This window comes from Paraburkholderia sp. AV2 (assembly GCF_054968425.1).
In genome coordinates this window covers 175,108-190,454 of sequence record NZ_JBANLK010000006.1, presented here as the reverse complement: position 1 = coordinate 190,454, position 15,347 = coordinate 175,108, and the positions used below count along the sequence as shown (strand labels likewise).

Annotated in this window: 14 protein-coding genes; 9 read left to right on the top strand and 5 right to left on the bottom strand. The window is 64.8% G+C overall.

Annotation, left to right across the window (positions count from 1 at the left end; genetic code table 11):
• Positions 1–23: 23 nt before the first annotated feature.
• Entirely contained in the window at positions 24–1,019 is a 996-nt protein-coding gene (locus V8683_RS07245; protein ID WP_411188744.1) for a bifunctional riboflavin kinase/FAD synthetase, read from the bottom strand.
• Positions 1,020–1,176: 157 nt separating this feature from the next.
• On the opposite strand from V8683_RS07245, the gene purN reads away from it, so the two are divergent.
• The 5 genes from purN to nadC all read left to right on the top strand — a co-directional run bounded on the left by purN (position 1,177) and on the right by nadC (position 7,018).
• The gene (gene purN / locus V8683_RS07240; RefSeq protein WP_411188745.1) at positions 1,177–1,872 is read left to right on the top strand and encodes a phosphoribosylglycinamide formyltransferase; all 696 of its coding nucleotides are present in this window, start codon (positions 1,177–1,179) and stop codon (positions 1,870–1,872) included.
• Positions 1,869–3,257, top strand: a complete 1,389-nt coding sequence (locus V8683_RS07235; RefSeq protein WP_411188746.1) for a methyltransferase domain-containing protein — start codon at positions 1,869–1,871, stop codon at positions 3,255–3,257. The genes purN and V8683_RS07235 overlap by 4 nt, the downstream gene beginning before the upstream one ends.
• Before the next feature lie 347 nt (positions 3,258–3,604).
• A complete protein-coding gene (locus tag V8683_RS07230) occupies positions 3,605–4,801 on the top strand; it encodes a DesA family fatty acid desaturase (RefSeq protein ID WP_411188747.1) in 1,197 nt (398 codons plus the stop codon).
• Between the two features lie 186 nt (positions 4,802–4,987).
• A complete protein-coding gene (gene nadA, locus V8683_RS07225) occupies positions 4,988–6,118 on the top strand; it encodes a quinolinate synthase NadA (RefSeq protein WP_411188749.1) in 1,131 nt (376 codons plus the stop codon).
• Entirely contained in the window at positions 6,119–7,018 is a 900-nt protein-coding gene (nadC, locus tag V8683_RS07220; protein ID WP_411188750.1) for a carboxylating nicotinate-nucleotide diphosphorylase, read from the top strand.
• A gap of 104 nt (positions 7,019–7,122) precedes the next feature.
• Here the strand turns inward: nadC and nadB are convergent, their stop codons facing one another.
• From nadB to radC, 4 genes are all read right to left on the bottom strand, one after another.
• Positions 7,123–8,724: an L-aspartate oxidase gene (gene nadB / locus V8683_RS07215; RefSeq protein WP_411188751.1), complete on the bottom strand. Its 1,602-nt coding sequence runs from the start codon at positions 8,722–8,724 to the stop codon at positions 7,123–7,125.
• 205 nt (positions 8,725–8,929) lie between these two features.
• Positions 8,930–9,097, bottom strand: a complete 168-nt coding sequence (rpmG, locus tag V8683_RS07210) for a 50S ribosomal protein L33 (RefSeq protein WP_027794136.1) — start codon at positions 9,095–9,097, stop codon at positions 8,930–8,932.
• Between the two features lie 10 nt (positions 9,098–9,107).
• Positions 9,108–9,341, bottom strand: a complete 234-nt coding sequence (gene rpmB, locus V8683_RS07205; RefSeq protein ID WP_027794135.1) for a 50S ribosomal protein L28 — start codon at positions 9,339–9,341, stop codon at positions 9,108–9,110.
• A gap of 263 nt (positions 9,342–9,604) precedes the next feature.
• Positions 9,605–10,303 (bottom strand): RadC family protein, encoded by a 699-nt coding sequence (radC, locus tag V8683_RS07200; RefSeq protein ID WP_411190502.1) that lies wholly within the window; start codon positions 10,301–10,303, stop codon positions 9,605–9,607.
• A 314-nt stretch (positions 10,304–10,617) separates the two neighbouring features.
• Here radC and V8683_RS07195 point away from each other — a divergent pair, with 314 nt between their 5' ends.
• From V8683_RS07195 to V8683_RS07180, 4 genes are all read left to right on the top strand, one after another.
• Positions 10,618–11,073: an FKBP-type peptidyl-prolyl cis-trans isomerase gene (locus tag V8683_RS07195; RefSeq protein WP_411188752.1), complete on the top strand. Its 456-nt coding sequence runs from the start codon at positions 10,618–10,620 to the stop codon at positions 11,071–11,073.
• 4 nt (positions 11,074–11,077) lie between these two features.
• Positions 11,078–12,040 carry a 4-hydroxy-3-methylbut-2-enyl diphosphate reductase gene (gene ispH, locus V8683_RS07190; protein ID WP_411190504.1) on the top strand — a complete coding sequence of 321 codons (963 nt, stop codon included), beginning with the start codon at positions 11,078–11,080 and terminating at the stop codon, positions 12,038–12,040.
• Between the two features lie 1,159 nt (positions 12,041–13,199).
• The gene (locus V8683_RS07185; RefSeq protein WP_411188753.1) at positions 13,200–14,150 is read left to right on the top strand and encodes a branched-chain amino acid ABC transporter permease; all 951 of its coding nucleotides are present in this window, start codon (positions 13,200–13,202) and stop codon (positions 14,148–14,150) included.
• Positions 14,151–14,166: 16 nt separating this feature from the next.
• Positions 14,167–15,336: an ABC transporter permease subunit gene (locus tag V8683_RS07180; protein WP_411188754.1), complete on the top strand. Its 1,170-nt coding sequence runs from the start codon at positions 14,167–14,169 to the stop codon at positions 15,334–15,336.
• Positions 15,337–15,347: the final 11 nt, after the last annotated feature.

The window sequence follows — 15,347 nt, the reverse complement described above, 5'->3', positions numbered from 1 at the left end:
CGAGGCGGCACAGGGGCCGCGGATCACCTAATTCGGTCGGTGGCCGAGGTGGAGAAACCGGTGGAACGGGTGCCGGCCGCGTCGGCGCCGGCGGCGGCGAACCAGGCGCGTGCGTTGACCACGTCGCGCGCGATCGCAGCGGTAAGCGTTTGGAGGTCTTCGAACTTTTCCTCGTCGCGCAGCTTCTTCAGGAACTCGACGCGCACGAGCTTGCCGTAGGCGTCGCCGTGCCAGTCGAGCAAATGCACTTCGAGCAGAACGCGGCCCGAGTCGTCCACGGTCGGGCGCAGGCCGAGGCTCGCCACGGCCGGCAGCGGATGATCGGCAATGCCGTGCACCTGCACGACGAAGATGCCTTTGGCCGCCGGCCGCTTGTGGCCGATCGGCAGGTTCAGCGTCGGGAAACCGAGGTCGCGGCCAAGTTTTTGCCCGTGCACGACGTGGCCGCTGATCGCGTAGCCGCGGCCGAGCGCGGCGCGCGCCGAATCGAGGTCGCCGGCGATCAGCGAAGTGCGCACGCCGGAACTCGAAATGCGCGCGCCCGACGGGTCGGCCACGGTTGCCATCTGCTCGACTTCGAAGCCGTACTGCTCGCCGGCCGCCTTCAGCGAATCGAAGTCGCCCGCGCGCTTCGCGCCGTAGCGGAAGTCGTCGCCGATCATCATCCAGCGCGCGTGCAGCCCGCCGACGATGATGCGCTCGACGAACGTATCGGGCGACTGGCTCGCGAACGTGTGGTTGAAGTGCTCGACGACCACGCGGTCCACGCCGTTATCGCGCAGCGCCTCCAGCTTGTCGCGCAGCATCGCGATGCGCGGCGGCGCGCCTGCCGGGTTGAAGAATTCGCGCGGGTGCGGTTCGAAGGTCATCACGCAGACGGGGAGGCCGCGCGCGTCGGCCGCCGCGCGCACGCGCGCGAGCAACGCCTGATGCCCGCGGTGGACACCGTCGAAGTTGCCGATGGTGAGCGCGCAAGGCGCCCGGCTTTCGGCGTTGGGAAGACCGCGGAAGACTCTCACGATAGCGGATCGGACCGGTTATGGGGCTAGTGTGACCTGATGTGACGCCAGGCATCGCGGCGCGAGGTCCGCGACGAAACAGAAGATTATAAACGCTCGGGCGCGGGATCGCCGCCGCCGGAGGGGCGGCGCTCGACCTCGATGATAAAATCCGCGGATGAAAAATCTCGTTATCCTGATCTCGGGGCGGGGCAGCAACATGGAAGCCATCGTGCGCGCGTGCGTGCACGAAGCCTGGCCGGCGAAGATCGCCGCCGTGATTGCCAACCGTCCCGACGCCGCGGGCCTTGCGTTCGCGGCATCGCACGGCATTGCCACGGCGGTGGTCGACCACCGCCAGTTTTCCGATCGCGCCGCCTTCGATGCGGCGCTGGCCCAGGTCGTCGACGGCTATCGGCCGGATCTCGTCATCCTCGCGGGCTTCATGCGCGTGCTGACGGACGGCTTCGTCGATCATTATGCGGGTCGGATGCTCAATGTTCATCCTTCGCTGCTGCCGAGCTTTCCGGGCCTGAAAACACATCAGCAGGCGCTCGACGCCGGCTGCCGCGTGCATGGCGCCACGGTGCATTTTGTCACCCCGAAGCTCGATCATGGTCCGATCGTCGCGCAGGCGGCGGTGCCGGTGCGCGCGGGCGACGACGCCGCGGCGCTGGCCGCGCGCGTGCTCGGGACCGAGCATGTGATTTATCCGCGCGCGGTGCGCTGGTTCGTCGAAGGGCGCCTTGCGCTCGACGGCGGCAAGGCGACGCTTACACCGCCCGAGCCGCAGTGGCTCTTCCTTGACGACACCCGCAACGATACCAGCGACGACACAAGCGCGAACGCACGAGCCGCCGGGGAGGGCGCATGAGACTGCATGGATTCCTGATCGGACAAACCGAGACGCTGCTGGCCGACGTCCTCAAGTTCACGGGCCCCGCCGACGCGGTAACGAGCCGCTTCTTCCGCGAGCATCCGAAGCTCGGCCACGGCGAGCGCGGCGTGATTGCCGAAGCGGTCTTCGCGGTCCTGCGCCGCCGCATGGAGTTCGCGCATCTGGCCGAGAGCGGCACGGGCGGCCCGACGCGGCGTCTCGCCTTGCTCGGCCTGATGGCGACGGCGGGCCGCTCGGCCGTCCGGCCGTTCGTCTCCGACGCCGAGGCGAGCTGGCTCGAGCACGTCTCGAAGGTCGACCCGGCGAGCCTGCCGCAGCGCGTGCAACTGAACCTGCCGGAGTGGATCGTGCGCGGGCTCGAACCGCGCTTCGAGCCCGCTGAGCTTGCGCAACTGGCCGCGGCGCTGAATTATCCGGCGCCGCTGGACCTTCGCGCGAACCCGATCAAGGCGAGCCGCGACGAACTGCTGCGCGCGCTGGCCGAAGCCGGCATCGAAGCTGGCGAGACGCCGTTTGCACCCTTCGGCGTGCGTGTGGTCGGCAAGCCGGCGCTCGCGAAGCTCGACGCGTTCAAGAACGGCTGGTTCGAAGTGCAGGACGAGGGCAGCCAACTGCTCTGCTCGCTGGTGGCGCCGCGCCGTGGCGAGATGATCGTTGATTTCTGCGCGGGTGCCGGCGGCAAGACGCTCGCGCTCGGCGCGGCGATGCGCTCGTCGGGCCGCCTCTATGCGTTCGACGTGTCCGACCGCCGGCTCGCCAAGCTCAAGCCGCGCCTTGCGCGTAGCGGGCTCTCGAACGTCAATCCGGTGCTGATCGACAGCGAGCACGACGCGAAGATCAAGCGGCTCGTCGGCAAGATCGACCGCGTGCTGGTGGACGCGCCGTGCTCGGGCCTCGGCACGCTGCGCCGCAATCCCGATCTCAAGTGGCGCCAGACGCCGGAGTCGCTGGCCGAGCTCGCACCCAAGCAGTTGTCGATCCTCACCAGTGCAGCGCGTTTGCTCAAGCGCGGCGGCCGGCTCGTCTACGCGACCTGCAGCATCCTCGAAGCCGAGAACGAGGCGGTCGTGAAGCAGTTCCTCGAAGCGCATCCGGAGTTCGAGCTGGTGAGCGCGCGCGACGTGCTGGCGGAGCAGCGCGTGGGTCTCGACACCGGCGACTATCTCTCGCTCTGGCCCCATCGCCACGCCACCGACGGCTTCTTTGCCGCCGTGCTGGAGCGGCGCGGGGAGGCGAGGCCAAAGGCCGGGCAGGCCAAGGCGGCTACCACGCCGGAAGAGTCGGCGGCGCAGCAGGAGGCCGTGGACGCCATCGCGAAGGCGAGCGAGACAGCGGCGGAACCGGACGCGGCGCTCGAATAATTCCGCAGGCGGTCCGTCCCCGGTTTCCGGTTCGTTGCCGGGCGGTCCATAAGTAGCGAGGCAGCAGCGCGAGGCGCGTGAGCCCGGCAAAGGCCCGGCTCACGCGTGTGCCGGTTCGCGCCGATTGCGAGCACATTGAGCGAAGATGGGTTGAAAGGTGCGGCAAAGCGCCTCCGGGGCGCTTTCAGGCATTGACGGGAACCCCCGAAAAGGAAAAAAATCTTCATTTGTTACAAACACTTGGAACGGTTCTAGTAGAATGCCGTCCAACCACTTTGCTGTGCTTTCACTTTCCTGACTCAGGCGGCCTTGTAAGGCCGGAGTCGCTCGTTACACGGGTATAGACCTTGTTGAACTCCCTGTTAGATTTCCTCGCTCACGGGCTGCTGCGCTTCTCGTGGTGGCAGATCCTGTTGTCCGTGGCAGTCGCTACGCACATCACGATCGTCGGCGTCACGGTGTATCTGCACCGCTGCCAGGCGCACCGGGCGCTCGACCTGCACCCCGTCGCGAGCCACTTCTTCCGTTTCTGGCTCTGGATGACCACCGGCATGCTCACCGGCCAGTGGGCCGCGATCCATCGCAAGCACCATGCGAAGTGCGAGACCGAAGAAGATCCGCACAGCCCGCAAACGCGCGGCATCTGGAAGGTGCTGCTCGAAGGCGCGGAACTGTATCGCACGGAAGCGAAGAACGAAGAGACGCTGCGCCGCTTCAGCCACGGCACGCCCAACGACTGGATGGAGCGCAACGTCTACACGCGCTACCCCATTCTCGGCGTGAGCCTCATGATGGTGATCGACGTGGCGCTGTTCGGCGCGGTCGGCCTGACCGTCTGGGCCGTGCAGATGGCGTGGATTCCGTTCTGGGCGGCTGGCGTCGTCAACGGTCTCGGCCACTTCTGGGGCTATCGCAATTTCAATTCGGCGGACGCCAGCACGAACCTGCTCCCTTGGGGCATCCTCATCGGCGGCGAGGAACTGCATAACAACCATCACACCTTCGCGACTTCCGCGAAGCTGTCGAACAAGTGGTACGAGTTCGACATCGGCTGGATGTACATCCGCCTGATGTCGATGGTCGGCCTTGCGAAGGTCAAGAAGGTCGCGCCCACGCCGCGCCTCATCACGGCCAAGCTGGTGCCCGATCAGGAAACGCTGCAGGCCGTGCTGTCGAACCGCTATGAAGTGATGGCGCGCTATGCGAAGGCCGTGAAGCAGGCGTATCGCCAGGAGCTCGCGCACCTCAAGGAAGTGGGCGCCCGCGAGAAATACCTGTTGATGCGCGGCGCGCGCAAGTGGTTCGACAAGGAAGAGGCGAGCCTCGACGAACCGCAGAAGCGCCAACTGCCGCAAATCTTCGCGAACAGCCAGAAGCTGCGCACCTACATCGAATTGCGCAACGAACTCGCGGCGATCTGGGAGCGCTCCAGCGCCTCGCGCGAACAACTGCTGACGCAGTTGCAGGATTGGTGTCACCGTGCCGAACAAAGCGGCATCAAGGCGCTCCAGGAATTCGCCTCGCGTCTTCGCCGCTATGCATGAGACGTAAAAAAATCCATTAGAATTCAGGTACGTCACAAAACCCCGCGTTGGCGGGGTTTTTCTTTTTGGGGCCGCGAAAACCTGCGCCGCTTGCAGGGCTTTTTCCGCAGCCGTCGGCAGGGCAGCAACCTGCTTGTATGGGCCAGGGTAAGTGCATTGCATCAGGACTGGCCGACAGAGGAGATCATGAGTCAGGCGATCATGAAGGTCGAATACGACCGGCCGCAGGGCGCCGTCTGCAGCGTTGGACAGGCGTGGGCACGCGTGCCCGATGCCCCTTCCGCGGCGCAGCGTGTGGCATTGAAGGAGCGCATCCGTGCGCTTCTCAAGCGCGAGAAGGCAGTGCTTGTCGCGCACTACTATGTCGATCCCGAACTGCAGGAGCTGGCGGACGAAACCGGCGGCTGCGTTGCCGATTCGCTCGAGATGGCGCGCTTCGGCCGCGATCATGAGGCTCGGACGCTGGTTGTCGCGGGCGTGCGCTTCATGGGCGAGACCGCGAAGATTCTGAGTCCGGACAAGCGCATCCTGATGCCGGACCTCGATGCGACCTGCTCGCTCGATCTGGGCTGCCCGGTGGACGAATTCTCCGCGTTCTGCGATCAGCATCCGGACCGCACCGTGGTCGTGTACGCGAACACGAGCGCCGCCGTGAAGGCGCGCGCGGACTGGATGGTCACGTCGTCGATCGGGCTCGAGATCGTCGCGCATCTGCATGCGCAGGGCCAGAAGATCATCTGGGCGCCGGATCGGCACCTGGGCGGCTACATCCAGAAGAAGACCGGCGCCGACATGCTGCTGTGGCAGGGCTCCTGCCTCGTGCACGACGAGTTCAAGGGCATCGAGCTCGATCTGCTGCGCGCCGAATATCCCGATGCGAAAGTGCTCGTGCATCCCGAATCGCCCGAAGGCGTCGTCGCGCAGGCCGATGTGGTCGGCTCGACCACGCAGCTCATCGATGCGGCCGTCAAGCTCGATGCCACGCGTTTCATCGTCGCGACCGACCTCGGTATCCTGCACAAGATGCGTCTCGCCGCTCCCGGCAAGACGTTCATCGAAGCGCCCACGGCGGGCAATAGCGCGACCTGCAAGAGCTGCGCACACTGCCCGTGGATGGCCATGAACGGCCTCGAGAATCTGGCCGACGTGCTTGAGCGCGGCCATAACGAGATCTTCGTCGATGCCGCACTGGGCGAGCGTGCCCGGCTGCCGATCGACCGCATGCTGGCCTTCGCGGCCGAACACAAGCGCCGCGTGCAGGCGAGCGGCGATCTCGCGCGCGACGGCGCGCTGTTCGCGAACGTGGGAGCGGCGTAAATGGGGGCGATGGAACTGATGGGTCTCGACGCAGCGTCGCCGGTCCTCGCCGAAGTGCGTGCGCAGTACGGTGCGGCGTTCGACGCGGCGATCGAGCGCAACGTGGCCGATGCGCTCGCGGAAGACGTGGGCGCGGGCGATCAGACGGGCCGGCTGGTCCCCGCCGACGAGATGCGCGACGCCCGCATCATCGTGCGCGAGGAGGCGGTGTTGTGCGGCGTGCTTTGGTTCGTTGGCGTGGTGCGCAGTGTCGATCCGCGTATCGAGGTGCGCTGGCACTACCGCGAAGGGGACCGCATGAGCGCCGATACGACGGTCTGCTCGCTGCGAGGCCCTGCGCGCGTGCTGCTCACAGCCGAACGCAACGCGATGAATTTCCTGCAACTGCTTTCCGGCGTGGCGACGGCAACGCGCCGCTACGTGGACGCGATCGCGCACACGAAGACGCGTATCGTCGATACGCGCAAGACGCTGCCCGGCCTGCGTCTCGCGCAGAAGTACGCGGTGCGCGTGGGCGGCGGGGCGAACCAGCGGCTCGCGCTTTACGACGGCATCCTCATCAAGGAAAACCACATTGCGGCCGCGGGCGGCGTGGGCGCTGCGATGGACGCCGCGCTTGCCCTGAATGCGGGCGTGCCGATCCAGGTCGAAGTGGAAACTCTGGCGCAGCTCGACGAGGCGCTCGCACACGGCGCGAAGTCCATCCTGCTCGACAATTTTTCGTTCGCGGCGATGCGCGACGCCGTGCGTCTCACGGCCGGCCGCGCGGTGCTGGAGGGTTCGGGCGGCGTCAACTTCGAGACGGTGAGCACGATTGCCGAAACGGGCGTCGATCGCATCTCGATCGGCGCGCTGACGAAGGACGTACGCGCGACCGACTACTCGATGCGGATCGTCTGAACACGCATACACAGACCGTGAAAGCAGAAAGGGCCGCTCCTGGCGAGGCGGCCCTTCGTTTTTGTGGTGCCCGCTTCCGCCTGCTTCGTGCGGGCCCTGGATGCTCAGCTCACCGTACGATTGCGCACGCGTTCCGGTGAAAGCACGGTGGGGAGTGCCTTCGGCAGCGCATTCGGCCAGTCGCGGCTGTAGTGCAAGCCGCGGCTCTCGCGCCGCTGGCGTGCGCTTTCCACGATCAGCGACGCCACTTCGACGAGGTTGCGCAACTCGAGCAGATCGCGCGTGACGCGGAAATTCGCGTAGTACTCGAGAATTTCGTCGCGCAGCAGGGCGAGACGATGCTGCGCGCGCGCAAGCCGCTTGTCGGTACGCACGATGCCGACGTAGTTCCACATCAGGCGGCGCAGTTCATCCCAGTTGTGGGCGACCACGACTTCTTCATCGGAGTCCGAAACGCGGCTCTCGTCCCAGTCGGGCAGCGGTGCGTGTGCGGCGGCGGCAAAGCCTTCGGCTTCGATCGCTTCCGCGGCCGAGCGGCCGATCACGAGACATTCGAGCAAAGAATTGCTGGCGAGCCGGTTGGCGCCGTGCAGCCCCGTATAGGACGTTTCCCCGACCGCATAGAGGCCCGCGAGATCAGTGCGGCCCGCGAGGTCGGTGACGACTCCGCCGCAGGTGTAGTGCGCGGCCGGCACGACGGGAATGGGCTCCTTCGTGATGTCGATGCCGAACTCGCGGCAACGCGCAAGGACCGTGGGGAAGTGCTCTTCGAGGAAAGCGGCGGGCTGGTGGCTGATGTCGAGATGCACGCAGTCGATGCCGTGCTTCTTGATCTCGAAGTCGATTGCGCGCGCGACGATGTCGCGTGGCGCCAGTTCGGCGCGTGCGTCGTGCTCCGGCATGAAGCGCGTGCCGTCCGGCAGGCGCAGCACGCCGCCTTCGCCGCGCACGGCCTCGGTAATCAGAAACGACTTGGCGTGCGGATGGAAGAGGCAGGTGGGGTGGAACTGGATGAATTCCATATTCGCGACCCGGCAGCCCGCGCGCCACGCCATGGCGATGCCGTCGCCGGTGGCCGTGTCGGGGTTCGTCGTATAGAGATAGACCTTGCCTGCACCGCCTGTCGCGAGGACCGTGTGAGGCGCCTGGATCGTCACGGTGCGGTCGTTCTTCAGATCGAGCGCGTAGAGGCCGTGACAGCGACGCCCCGGCAGGCCGAGGCGGTCGGACGTGATGACGTCGATGGCCTGATGGTCTTCGAGGATCGTGATGTTCGGATGCTGGCGCGCGCGCTCGAGCAGCGTTTGCACGACCGCGTGGCCCGTGGCGTCGGCGGCGTGGATGATGCGGCGGTGGCTGTGGCCGCCTTCGCGGGTGAGGTGAAAACCCAGCTCCGCAGCCGCATCTTTCGTGAACGGCACGTCCTGCGCGATGAGCCACTCGATCGCCTCGCGGCCATGCTCGACGATGAAGCGCGTGGCGGCCTCGTCGCATAGTCCGCCGCCGGCGACGAGGGTATCGTCCACGTGGTTCTCCACGCTGTCCGCCGAATCGAGCACCGCGGCGATACCGCCTTGCGCGCGGTCGCTGGCGCCTTCGGTCATCTCGCGCTTGGCGATCACCACCACGCGCCGCGTGTCGGCGAGATTCAGCGCGACGCTCAGTCCGGCCAGTCCGCTGCCGACGATCGCTACATCGAAATTCATGGTCCTGCTTCTCCGTCTCTTGTTCTACTGAGGCGCGCACGCGGTGCGCGCCGATGAAGCGGGAAGCATACTCCCTTCGGCAACAGGACGAAAAGCCGCACGACAGGGGAGGTGGGAAAAGGTGTTCCGCGAACGGTGCAAAAAGAAAAACCCCGCTGCAGGAGCGGGGTTTTTCTTGTCTTCGTCAGGCTCGGAACCCGATCAATTACTTGATCTTGGTTTCCTTGTACTCGACGTGCTTGCGAACAACCGGGTCGAACTTCTTGATCGACATTTTTTCCGGCATGTTGCGCTTGTTCTTCGTGGTCGTGTAGAAGTGACCCGTACCTGCGGTCGACTCCAGCTTGATCTTGTCGCGGACGCCCTTGGCCATGATTTACTCCTTACAGTTCGCCGCGTGCGCGCAGGTCTGCGAGCACGGAGTCGATGCCGTTCTTGTCGATCAGGCGCAGGCCTGCGTTCGAGATGCGCAGACGCACCCAACGGTTTTCGCTTTCAACCCAGAAACGGCGGTTTTGCAGATTCGGGAGAAAACGACGCTTGGTCTTGTTGTTCGCGTGGGAAACGTTGTTGCCGCTCATCGGCGCTTTCCCAGTGACTTGGCATACACGTGCCATGAGTACACTCCTACGGAAATTCTGAGTTCGAGAGCCGCTTAAGTTTCCCAGGCGAGAAATGGCCAGAATAGGAGCGCGCTCACGTATGGATGAGAGACAACCTCGAACCCAGGCCATATTTCCCCTGGAACGCCTCGATGGGCTTCGGAACAGGGTTGGAAATAGGCAAACCGCAATTCTAGCAGAAAAAGGCCAGAAAAATCAAACCCAATTTGCGAAAGTTCGTGGCGCAGCCGGCAACTCACTGGTAACTCACCTGCGGCTCAATTCCAGCCATTGCGGGCGAACGAATAAGTGTCGTGCGCGCCCACCACCAGATGGTCGATCAGCTGAACCTCCACGAGCGCGAGCGTTTCGCGCAGCACGCGTGTGAGGCGCCGGTCGCTCGCGCTCGGCTGCACGGCCCCCGAAGGATGATTGTGCGCGACGATCAGGCTCGCGGCGTTGAGCATCAAGGTGCGCCGGACGATCTCCCGAGGATACACCACCATGCGCGAGAGCGAGCCGCGCGAGCTTTCCTCAGGGGGGCGGATCAGCCGGTGGCGCACGTCGAGGTACAGACAGACGAAGACCTCGTAAGAGCGTCCGCCGATCAGGAGGCGCAGATAGTCTTCCACGGCGCCCGGCGTATCGACGAGCGGGCGATCGTCCAGTTGTTCCGCGAGGGCGCGCCGCGCCAGCTCGAGCACGGCCTGCAGCTTGGCCGCCTTCGCGGGGCCGATGCCGCGCAGGCCATCGAGCTCTTCGGGCTGCGCGTCCAGCATCGCGCGCAGGGTGCCGAAACGCTCGATCAGCGACCGTGCGACCTCGAAGACGCCGTGGCCAGGCAAGCCGGACCCGAGCAGCAGGGCCAGCAGCTCGACGTCGGACAGGGCGCCGGGGCCCGCTGCTCGCAGGCGTTCGCGCGGCATGTCGCGCTCGCGCGCGAGCGGCGCCGGCTCCGGTTCGGCGAGAGCCGGCATGGTTGGCTGCACACGCGAGCGAGCGTCGTTCGCTGCGGATTGCGACGGGGTTTCGCCTTGCAATACTTCTGCGCTACGCCAGGCCGGCTTCGCGCAAGCTGCTTCCAGCATCGTGACCTCCGAAAGACGGTGCGGCGCGCCGGGATCCAGGGGCGCCATGCCCGTGGCCTTTCATACGCGCAAGCCCAACCGCTGTGGATATGTGGCTTACAATAGAGGCTTTCCGGCTGCGGGAACGCTGCCGGACCGGCGCCTCGCGGCGCGCACGCGCCTGTTCTTGCCTGAGCGCGCGTCCTGACGAAAATGAGTACTGCATGAGCATCATCGACATCTCCGAGGTAAAAGCCGGTTCCCACGTGACACTTCACTACCGGCTTTCGCTCGCCGATGGCACCGAAATCGTCAATACCTTCGTTGACCGGCCCGCCACGCTGCTGCTGGGCGCCGGGCAACTCGCGCCGCCGCTGGAAGACATTTTGCTGGGCTTGAAGGTGGGCCACCACTCGACCTTTCAGCTAGCGCCCGGCGTCGCATTCGGCCAGCGCAATCCCGATCTCATCCAGCGCGTCTCGCTCGCCACGCTGCGCGAAAACGGCATGATCGGCGAGGACTTCACGCCCGGTGACCTGATCGAGTTCAACGCGCCGGACGGCGGTCGCTATGCCGGCGTGCTCAAGGAGGTGAACGAGACCTCTGCGCTGTTCGATTTCAACCACCCGCTCGCAGGCCAGGCGGTTGCGTTCGAAGTGAAAATCATCGGAATTCTCTAAACCCATCAGCTCCATGGACACGTCCTTGACTGCCGAAAGCGAAATCCTGCTTGCACAGCCGCGCGGCTTTTGCGCAGGCGTCGACCGCGCCATCGAGATCGTCGAGCGCGCGATCCAGTTGCACGGCGCGCCGATCTACGTGCGCCACGAGATCGTTCACAACGCCTATGTGGTCGAGGATCTGCGCAAGAAGGGCGCCATTTTCATCGAGCAACTCAGCGAAGTGCCGTCCGGCAATACGGTGATCTTCAGTGCGCACGGCGTGTCGAAGGCGGTGCGCGCCGACGCCGAGGCGCGCGGCCTGCGCGTCTATGACGCCACGTGTCCGCTCGTCACCAAGGTGCACGTCGAGGTTGCCAAGATGCGCGACGAGGGGCTCGATATCGTGATGATCGGCCACAAGGGGCATCCGGAAGTCGAGGGCACGATGGGGCAGGCAGCCGCGGGCATGTTCCTCGTCGAGGACATTGCCGACGTCGAGATGCTGCGGTTGCGCGACCCCGAGCGGGTCGCGTTCGTCACGCAGACCACGCTTTCCGTCGACGACGCCGCCGAAATCATCACGGCGCTCAAGGCCCGTTTCCCGGCGATCCGCGAGCCGAAAAAGCAGGACATCTGCTACGCCACGCAAAATCGGCAGGACGCGGTGAAGTTCATGGCGCCGCAATGCGACCTCGTGATCGTGGTGGGCAGTCCTAACAGCTCGAATTCGAACCGCCTGCGCGAAGTTGCTGAAAAGCGCGGCGTGCCAGCGTATATGGTGGATGCGCCCGACCAGATCGAACCGGCGTGGCTCGTCGGCAAGCGCCGCATTGGCCTGACGGCCGGTGCGTCGGCGCCCGAGGCGCTCGCGCAGCAGATCATCCTCCGGCTCAACGAGCTCGGCGTACGCAACGTGCGCGCGCTGGAGGGGATCGAGGAGAATATCGCTTTCCCGTTGCCGCGGGGCCTGGGTCAGCCAGCCTGAGGCGCAGTCGCTTCGAGGTTGGGTTCCCCTGAAAGAAAGCGCGCCGCAGGCGCGCTTTTTTGTTGGCCGGCATCGTTGGCCAGTAACCGGCGCCGGGTTGTGTTAAATGGGGTCGCATTAATGTGAAGGGCCCGGAAAACCCGGTTGCATCCAGGTTCTTTCGGACCTGCCCAGTGGGATTTCGCCGCCGGATTCTTCAACGCGTCCCCAATTTACTTGAACGCCGGTCCGCTTGGGCTTCCGCGTGCATCAATCTGGTGCGTCCAGAGCATAACCCTGATTGAAGTGGCTTCTTTTCCAGTGGCCCACCTGGCAAGGCATTCCGGGAGCTTCTCGCAACAGTTGATGCAAGCCGCTGCACATTTGGTGCAACTGATGCACGAAAAAATGGCGCAACCAAGGTGCAACCACGTTTCGCTCCTACTCTCAAAAAGTGGTTGCAATGCAGGAAAACCCTGCCGGCTCAGCATATTGCCCGTCGCATAATTGGAGTTACAATGCGCGCGTCCTGAAGGCTTGACACCCTTCAGGCGAGCAATCCGGAAGGCGCGGGAGACCTTATTAATGCAAGTCAAGTTTGCTGATGCCGCGTCCGAGGCGGCTGCGGTTGCGCCGCGCGATGCGCGGTTCGATGGCAGGGCCAGGACGGGCAGGTGTGCGGCGTCGACGGCGACTGTGCACCATCTAAGGGCTGTTAGGCGTTCCGGACGTGATGGCGAAAGCGGCGAGTCGCGCTTCGGACCGCGTTCCTTTCGGGCGTTAGCCGCGAAACGGACCGGAATGACCGTGATTCCCGTCGTCATATCGATTGCAGAAACTGGCATGCAACTTGCTCGTTCATACACCGGTACCGGAAACGGGCCGAAAGAGGGAGTCATGACGCACGACACATGCATGGGCGGCCATCGTGCCGCTCGCGATTGCGTCGCCGCGATCCTGGCGGGTAGTTGAACCCGACGGCACCGAACCATCCGACGGTGCCGTTTTTGCATCCGCATCCGGTGAGCTGCCGCTGCAACACAGCGGCAATCCGAGCCGGCTGAGGCTAACCGTTACCGGTCTTTTTTCAGTACCCGAAAGTGTCGTTGCGGTTCCGTAAAACATCGCCCACCGGCCGATGACTAGCGCGAATCCGGTCGCACGGGCTAAGGAGCATTAAATGGATATCTTCGTCCAACAGATCCTAAACGGGCTGGTGCTTGGCAGCGTTTATGCCATCATCGCGCTCGGCTACACCATGGTGTACGGGATTCTGGGCATCATCAATTTCGCGCACGGCGACGTACTGATGGTGGGGGCCATGGTCGCGCTCTCCACCATCAACGTGTTGCATAACCACTTCCCGGGCCTCGGGAACATTCCCACGCTGTTCATCGGTCTCATCGTCGCCGCCGTGGTCTGTTCGGTCGTCGGGTACACGATCGAGCGGGTCGCGTACCGGCCGTTGCGGCGCGCGCCGCGTCTCGCACCGCTGATCACCGCAATCGGCGTGTCGATCCTGCTCGAGACGCTCGCCATGATCATCTGGGGCCGCAATCCGCTGGCCTTCCCGCAACTGATCTCCACCGATCCGATCAACGTGATCACGCCTAGCGCGACGGGCGTCGGCGCCGTGATCTCGCCCACCGAGATCGTCATCATCGTCGTCGCGTTCGTCGTGATGGCTGGCCTGCTGCTGCTCGTGCACAAGACGAAGCTCGGCCGCGCCATGCGCGCGATCGCCGAAAACCCGGCCAATGCGAGCCTGATGGGCGTGAACCCGAACTTCGTGATCTCGGCCACCTTCATGATCGGCTCGGCGCTCGCGGCGCTGGCCGGCGTGATGATCGCCTCCGAGTACGGCAACGCGCACTTCTACATGGGCTTCATTCCCGGCATGAAGGCGTTCACCGCGGCCGTGCTGGGCGGTATCGGCAACCTCGGCGGCGCCATGGTCGGCGGCATCGTGCTCGGCCTGATCGAGCAGCTTGGCGCGGGCTACATCGGCAATCTGACCGGCGGGGTGTTCGGCAGTAACTATCAGGACGTGTTCGCGTTCATCGTGCTGATCGTCGTGCTCGTGTTCCGTCCGTCGGGGCTGCTGGGCGAACGTGTTGCGGACCGCGCATAAGAGGGAGTAGCACAACATGACTTCTATTCAACCGATCGAGCCGTCGACGACGCTCATCCCCGAGAAGAACACGACGAAGACTCTCGCAGTGGGCATCGTCACGGCGGTCTTCGTGGCCGCGCTGCCCTTCGTGGTGGGCGCGACGGGCGGCAACTACTGGGTGCGCGTGCTCGACTTCGCGATGCTCTACGTGATGCTCGCGCTGGGCCTGAACGTGGTGGTCGGCTTCGCCGGCCTCCTCGACCTCGGCTACATCGCGTTCTACGCCGTCGGCGCCTACACGGCCGCACTGCTGACCTCGCCGCACCTCACCACGCAGTTCGAGTGGATTGCGAACCTGTTTCCGGGCGGTCTGCATACGCCGTACTGGATCGTGATTCCCGTGGCGATGGCGTTCGCGGCCGGTGCTGGCGTGCTGCTCGGCGCGCCGACGCTGCGCCTGCGCGGCGACTATCTGGCGATCGTGACCCTCGGCTTCGGGGAAATCGTCCGTATCTTCATGAACAACCTCGACCGTCCGGTGAACATCACGAACGGGCCGCAGGGCATCACCGGCGTCGCGCCGCTCGAAGTGGCCGGCTTCAATCTCGCCCAGCCGCATACGATCTTCGGTTTCACGTTCACGTCGGTCTACATGTACTACTACGTGTTCGTGATCTGCGCGCTGCTCGTGATCTGGGTCTGTACGCGCCTGCAGCACTCGCGCATTGGCCGCGCCTGGGCCGCGATCCGCGAAGACGAAATCGCCGCCAAGGCCATGGGCATCAACACGCGTAACGTGAAGCTGCTCGCGTTCGCGATGGGCGCCTCGTTCGGCGGCCTTTCGGGCGCGATGTTCGGCTCCTTCCAGGGCTTCGTCTCGCCGGAATCGTTCACGTTCTGGGAATCGGTCGTCGTGCTCGCCTGCGTGGTGCTCGGCGGCATGGGCCACATTCCGGGCGTGATTCTCGGCGCGGTGCTGCTCGCCATCTTCCCCGAGTTCCTGCGCTCGACGATGGGCCCGCTGCAGGACGCGATCTTCGGCCATGAAATCGTCGATACCGAAGTCATTCGTCAACTGCTCTACGGTCTCGCGATGGTCGTCATCATGCTGTACCGCTCGGAAGGTCTCTGGCCCGCGCCGAAGCACGAAGACAAGATCGCGAAGATTGCGAAGCGTTCCAGCAAGAAGCCGGTGCGCGCCTAAAAGGACAGAGA

Coding starts and splice junctions, on each gene's coding strand:
- purN (WP_411188745.1), top strand. CDS start 1,177: ATGAAAAATCTCGTTATCCTGATCTCGGGGCGGGGCAGCAACATGGAA.
- V8683_RS07235 (WP_411188746.1), top strand. CDS start 1,869: ATGAGACTGCATGGATTCCTGATCGGACAAACCGAGACGCTGCTGGCC.
- nadA (WP_411188749.1), top strand. CDS start 4,988: ATGAGTCAGGCGATCATGAAGGTCGAATACGACCGGCCGCAGGGCGCC.
- nadC (WP_411188750.1), top strand. CDS start 6,119: ATGGGGGCGATGGAACTGATGGGTCTCGACGCAGCGTCGCCGGTCCTC.
- nadB (WP_411188751.1), bottom strand. CDS start 8,724: ATGAATTTCGATGTAGCGATCGTCGGCAGCGGACTGGCCGGACTGAGC.
- rpmG (WP_027794136.1), bottom strand. CDS start 9,097: ATGGCCAAGGGCGTCCGCGACAAGATCAAGCTGGAGTCGACCGCAGGT.
- rpmB (WP_027794135.1), bottom strand. CDS start 9,341: ATGGCACGTGTATGCCAAGTCACTGGGAAAGCGCCGATGAGCGGCAAC.
- radC (WP_411190502.1), bottom strand. CDS start 10,303: ATGCCGGCTCTCGCCGAACCGGAGCCGGCGCCGCTCGCGCGCGAGCGC.
- V8683_RS07195 (WP_411188752.1), top strand. CDS start 10,618: ATGAGCATCATCGACATCTCCGAGGTAAAAGCCGGTTCCCACGTGACA.
- V8683_RS07185 (WP_411188753.1), top strand. CDS start 13,200: ATGGATATCTTCGTCCAACAGATCCTAAACGGGCTGGTGCTTGGCAGC.
- V8683_RS07180 (WP_411188754.1), top strand. CDS start 14,167: ATGACTTCTATTCAACCGATCGAGCCGTCGACGACGCTCATCCCCGAG.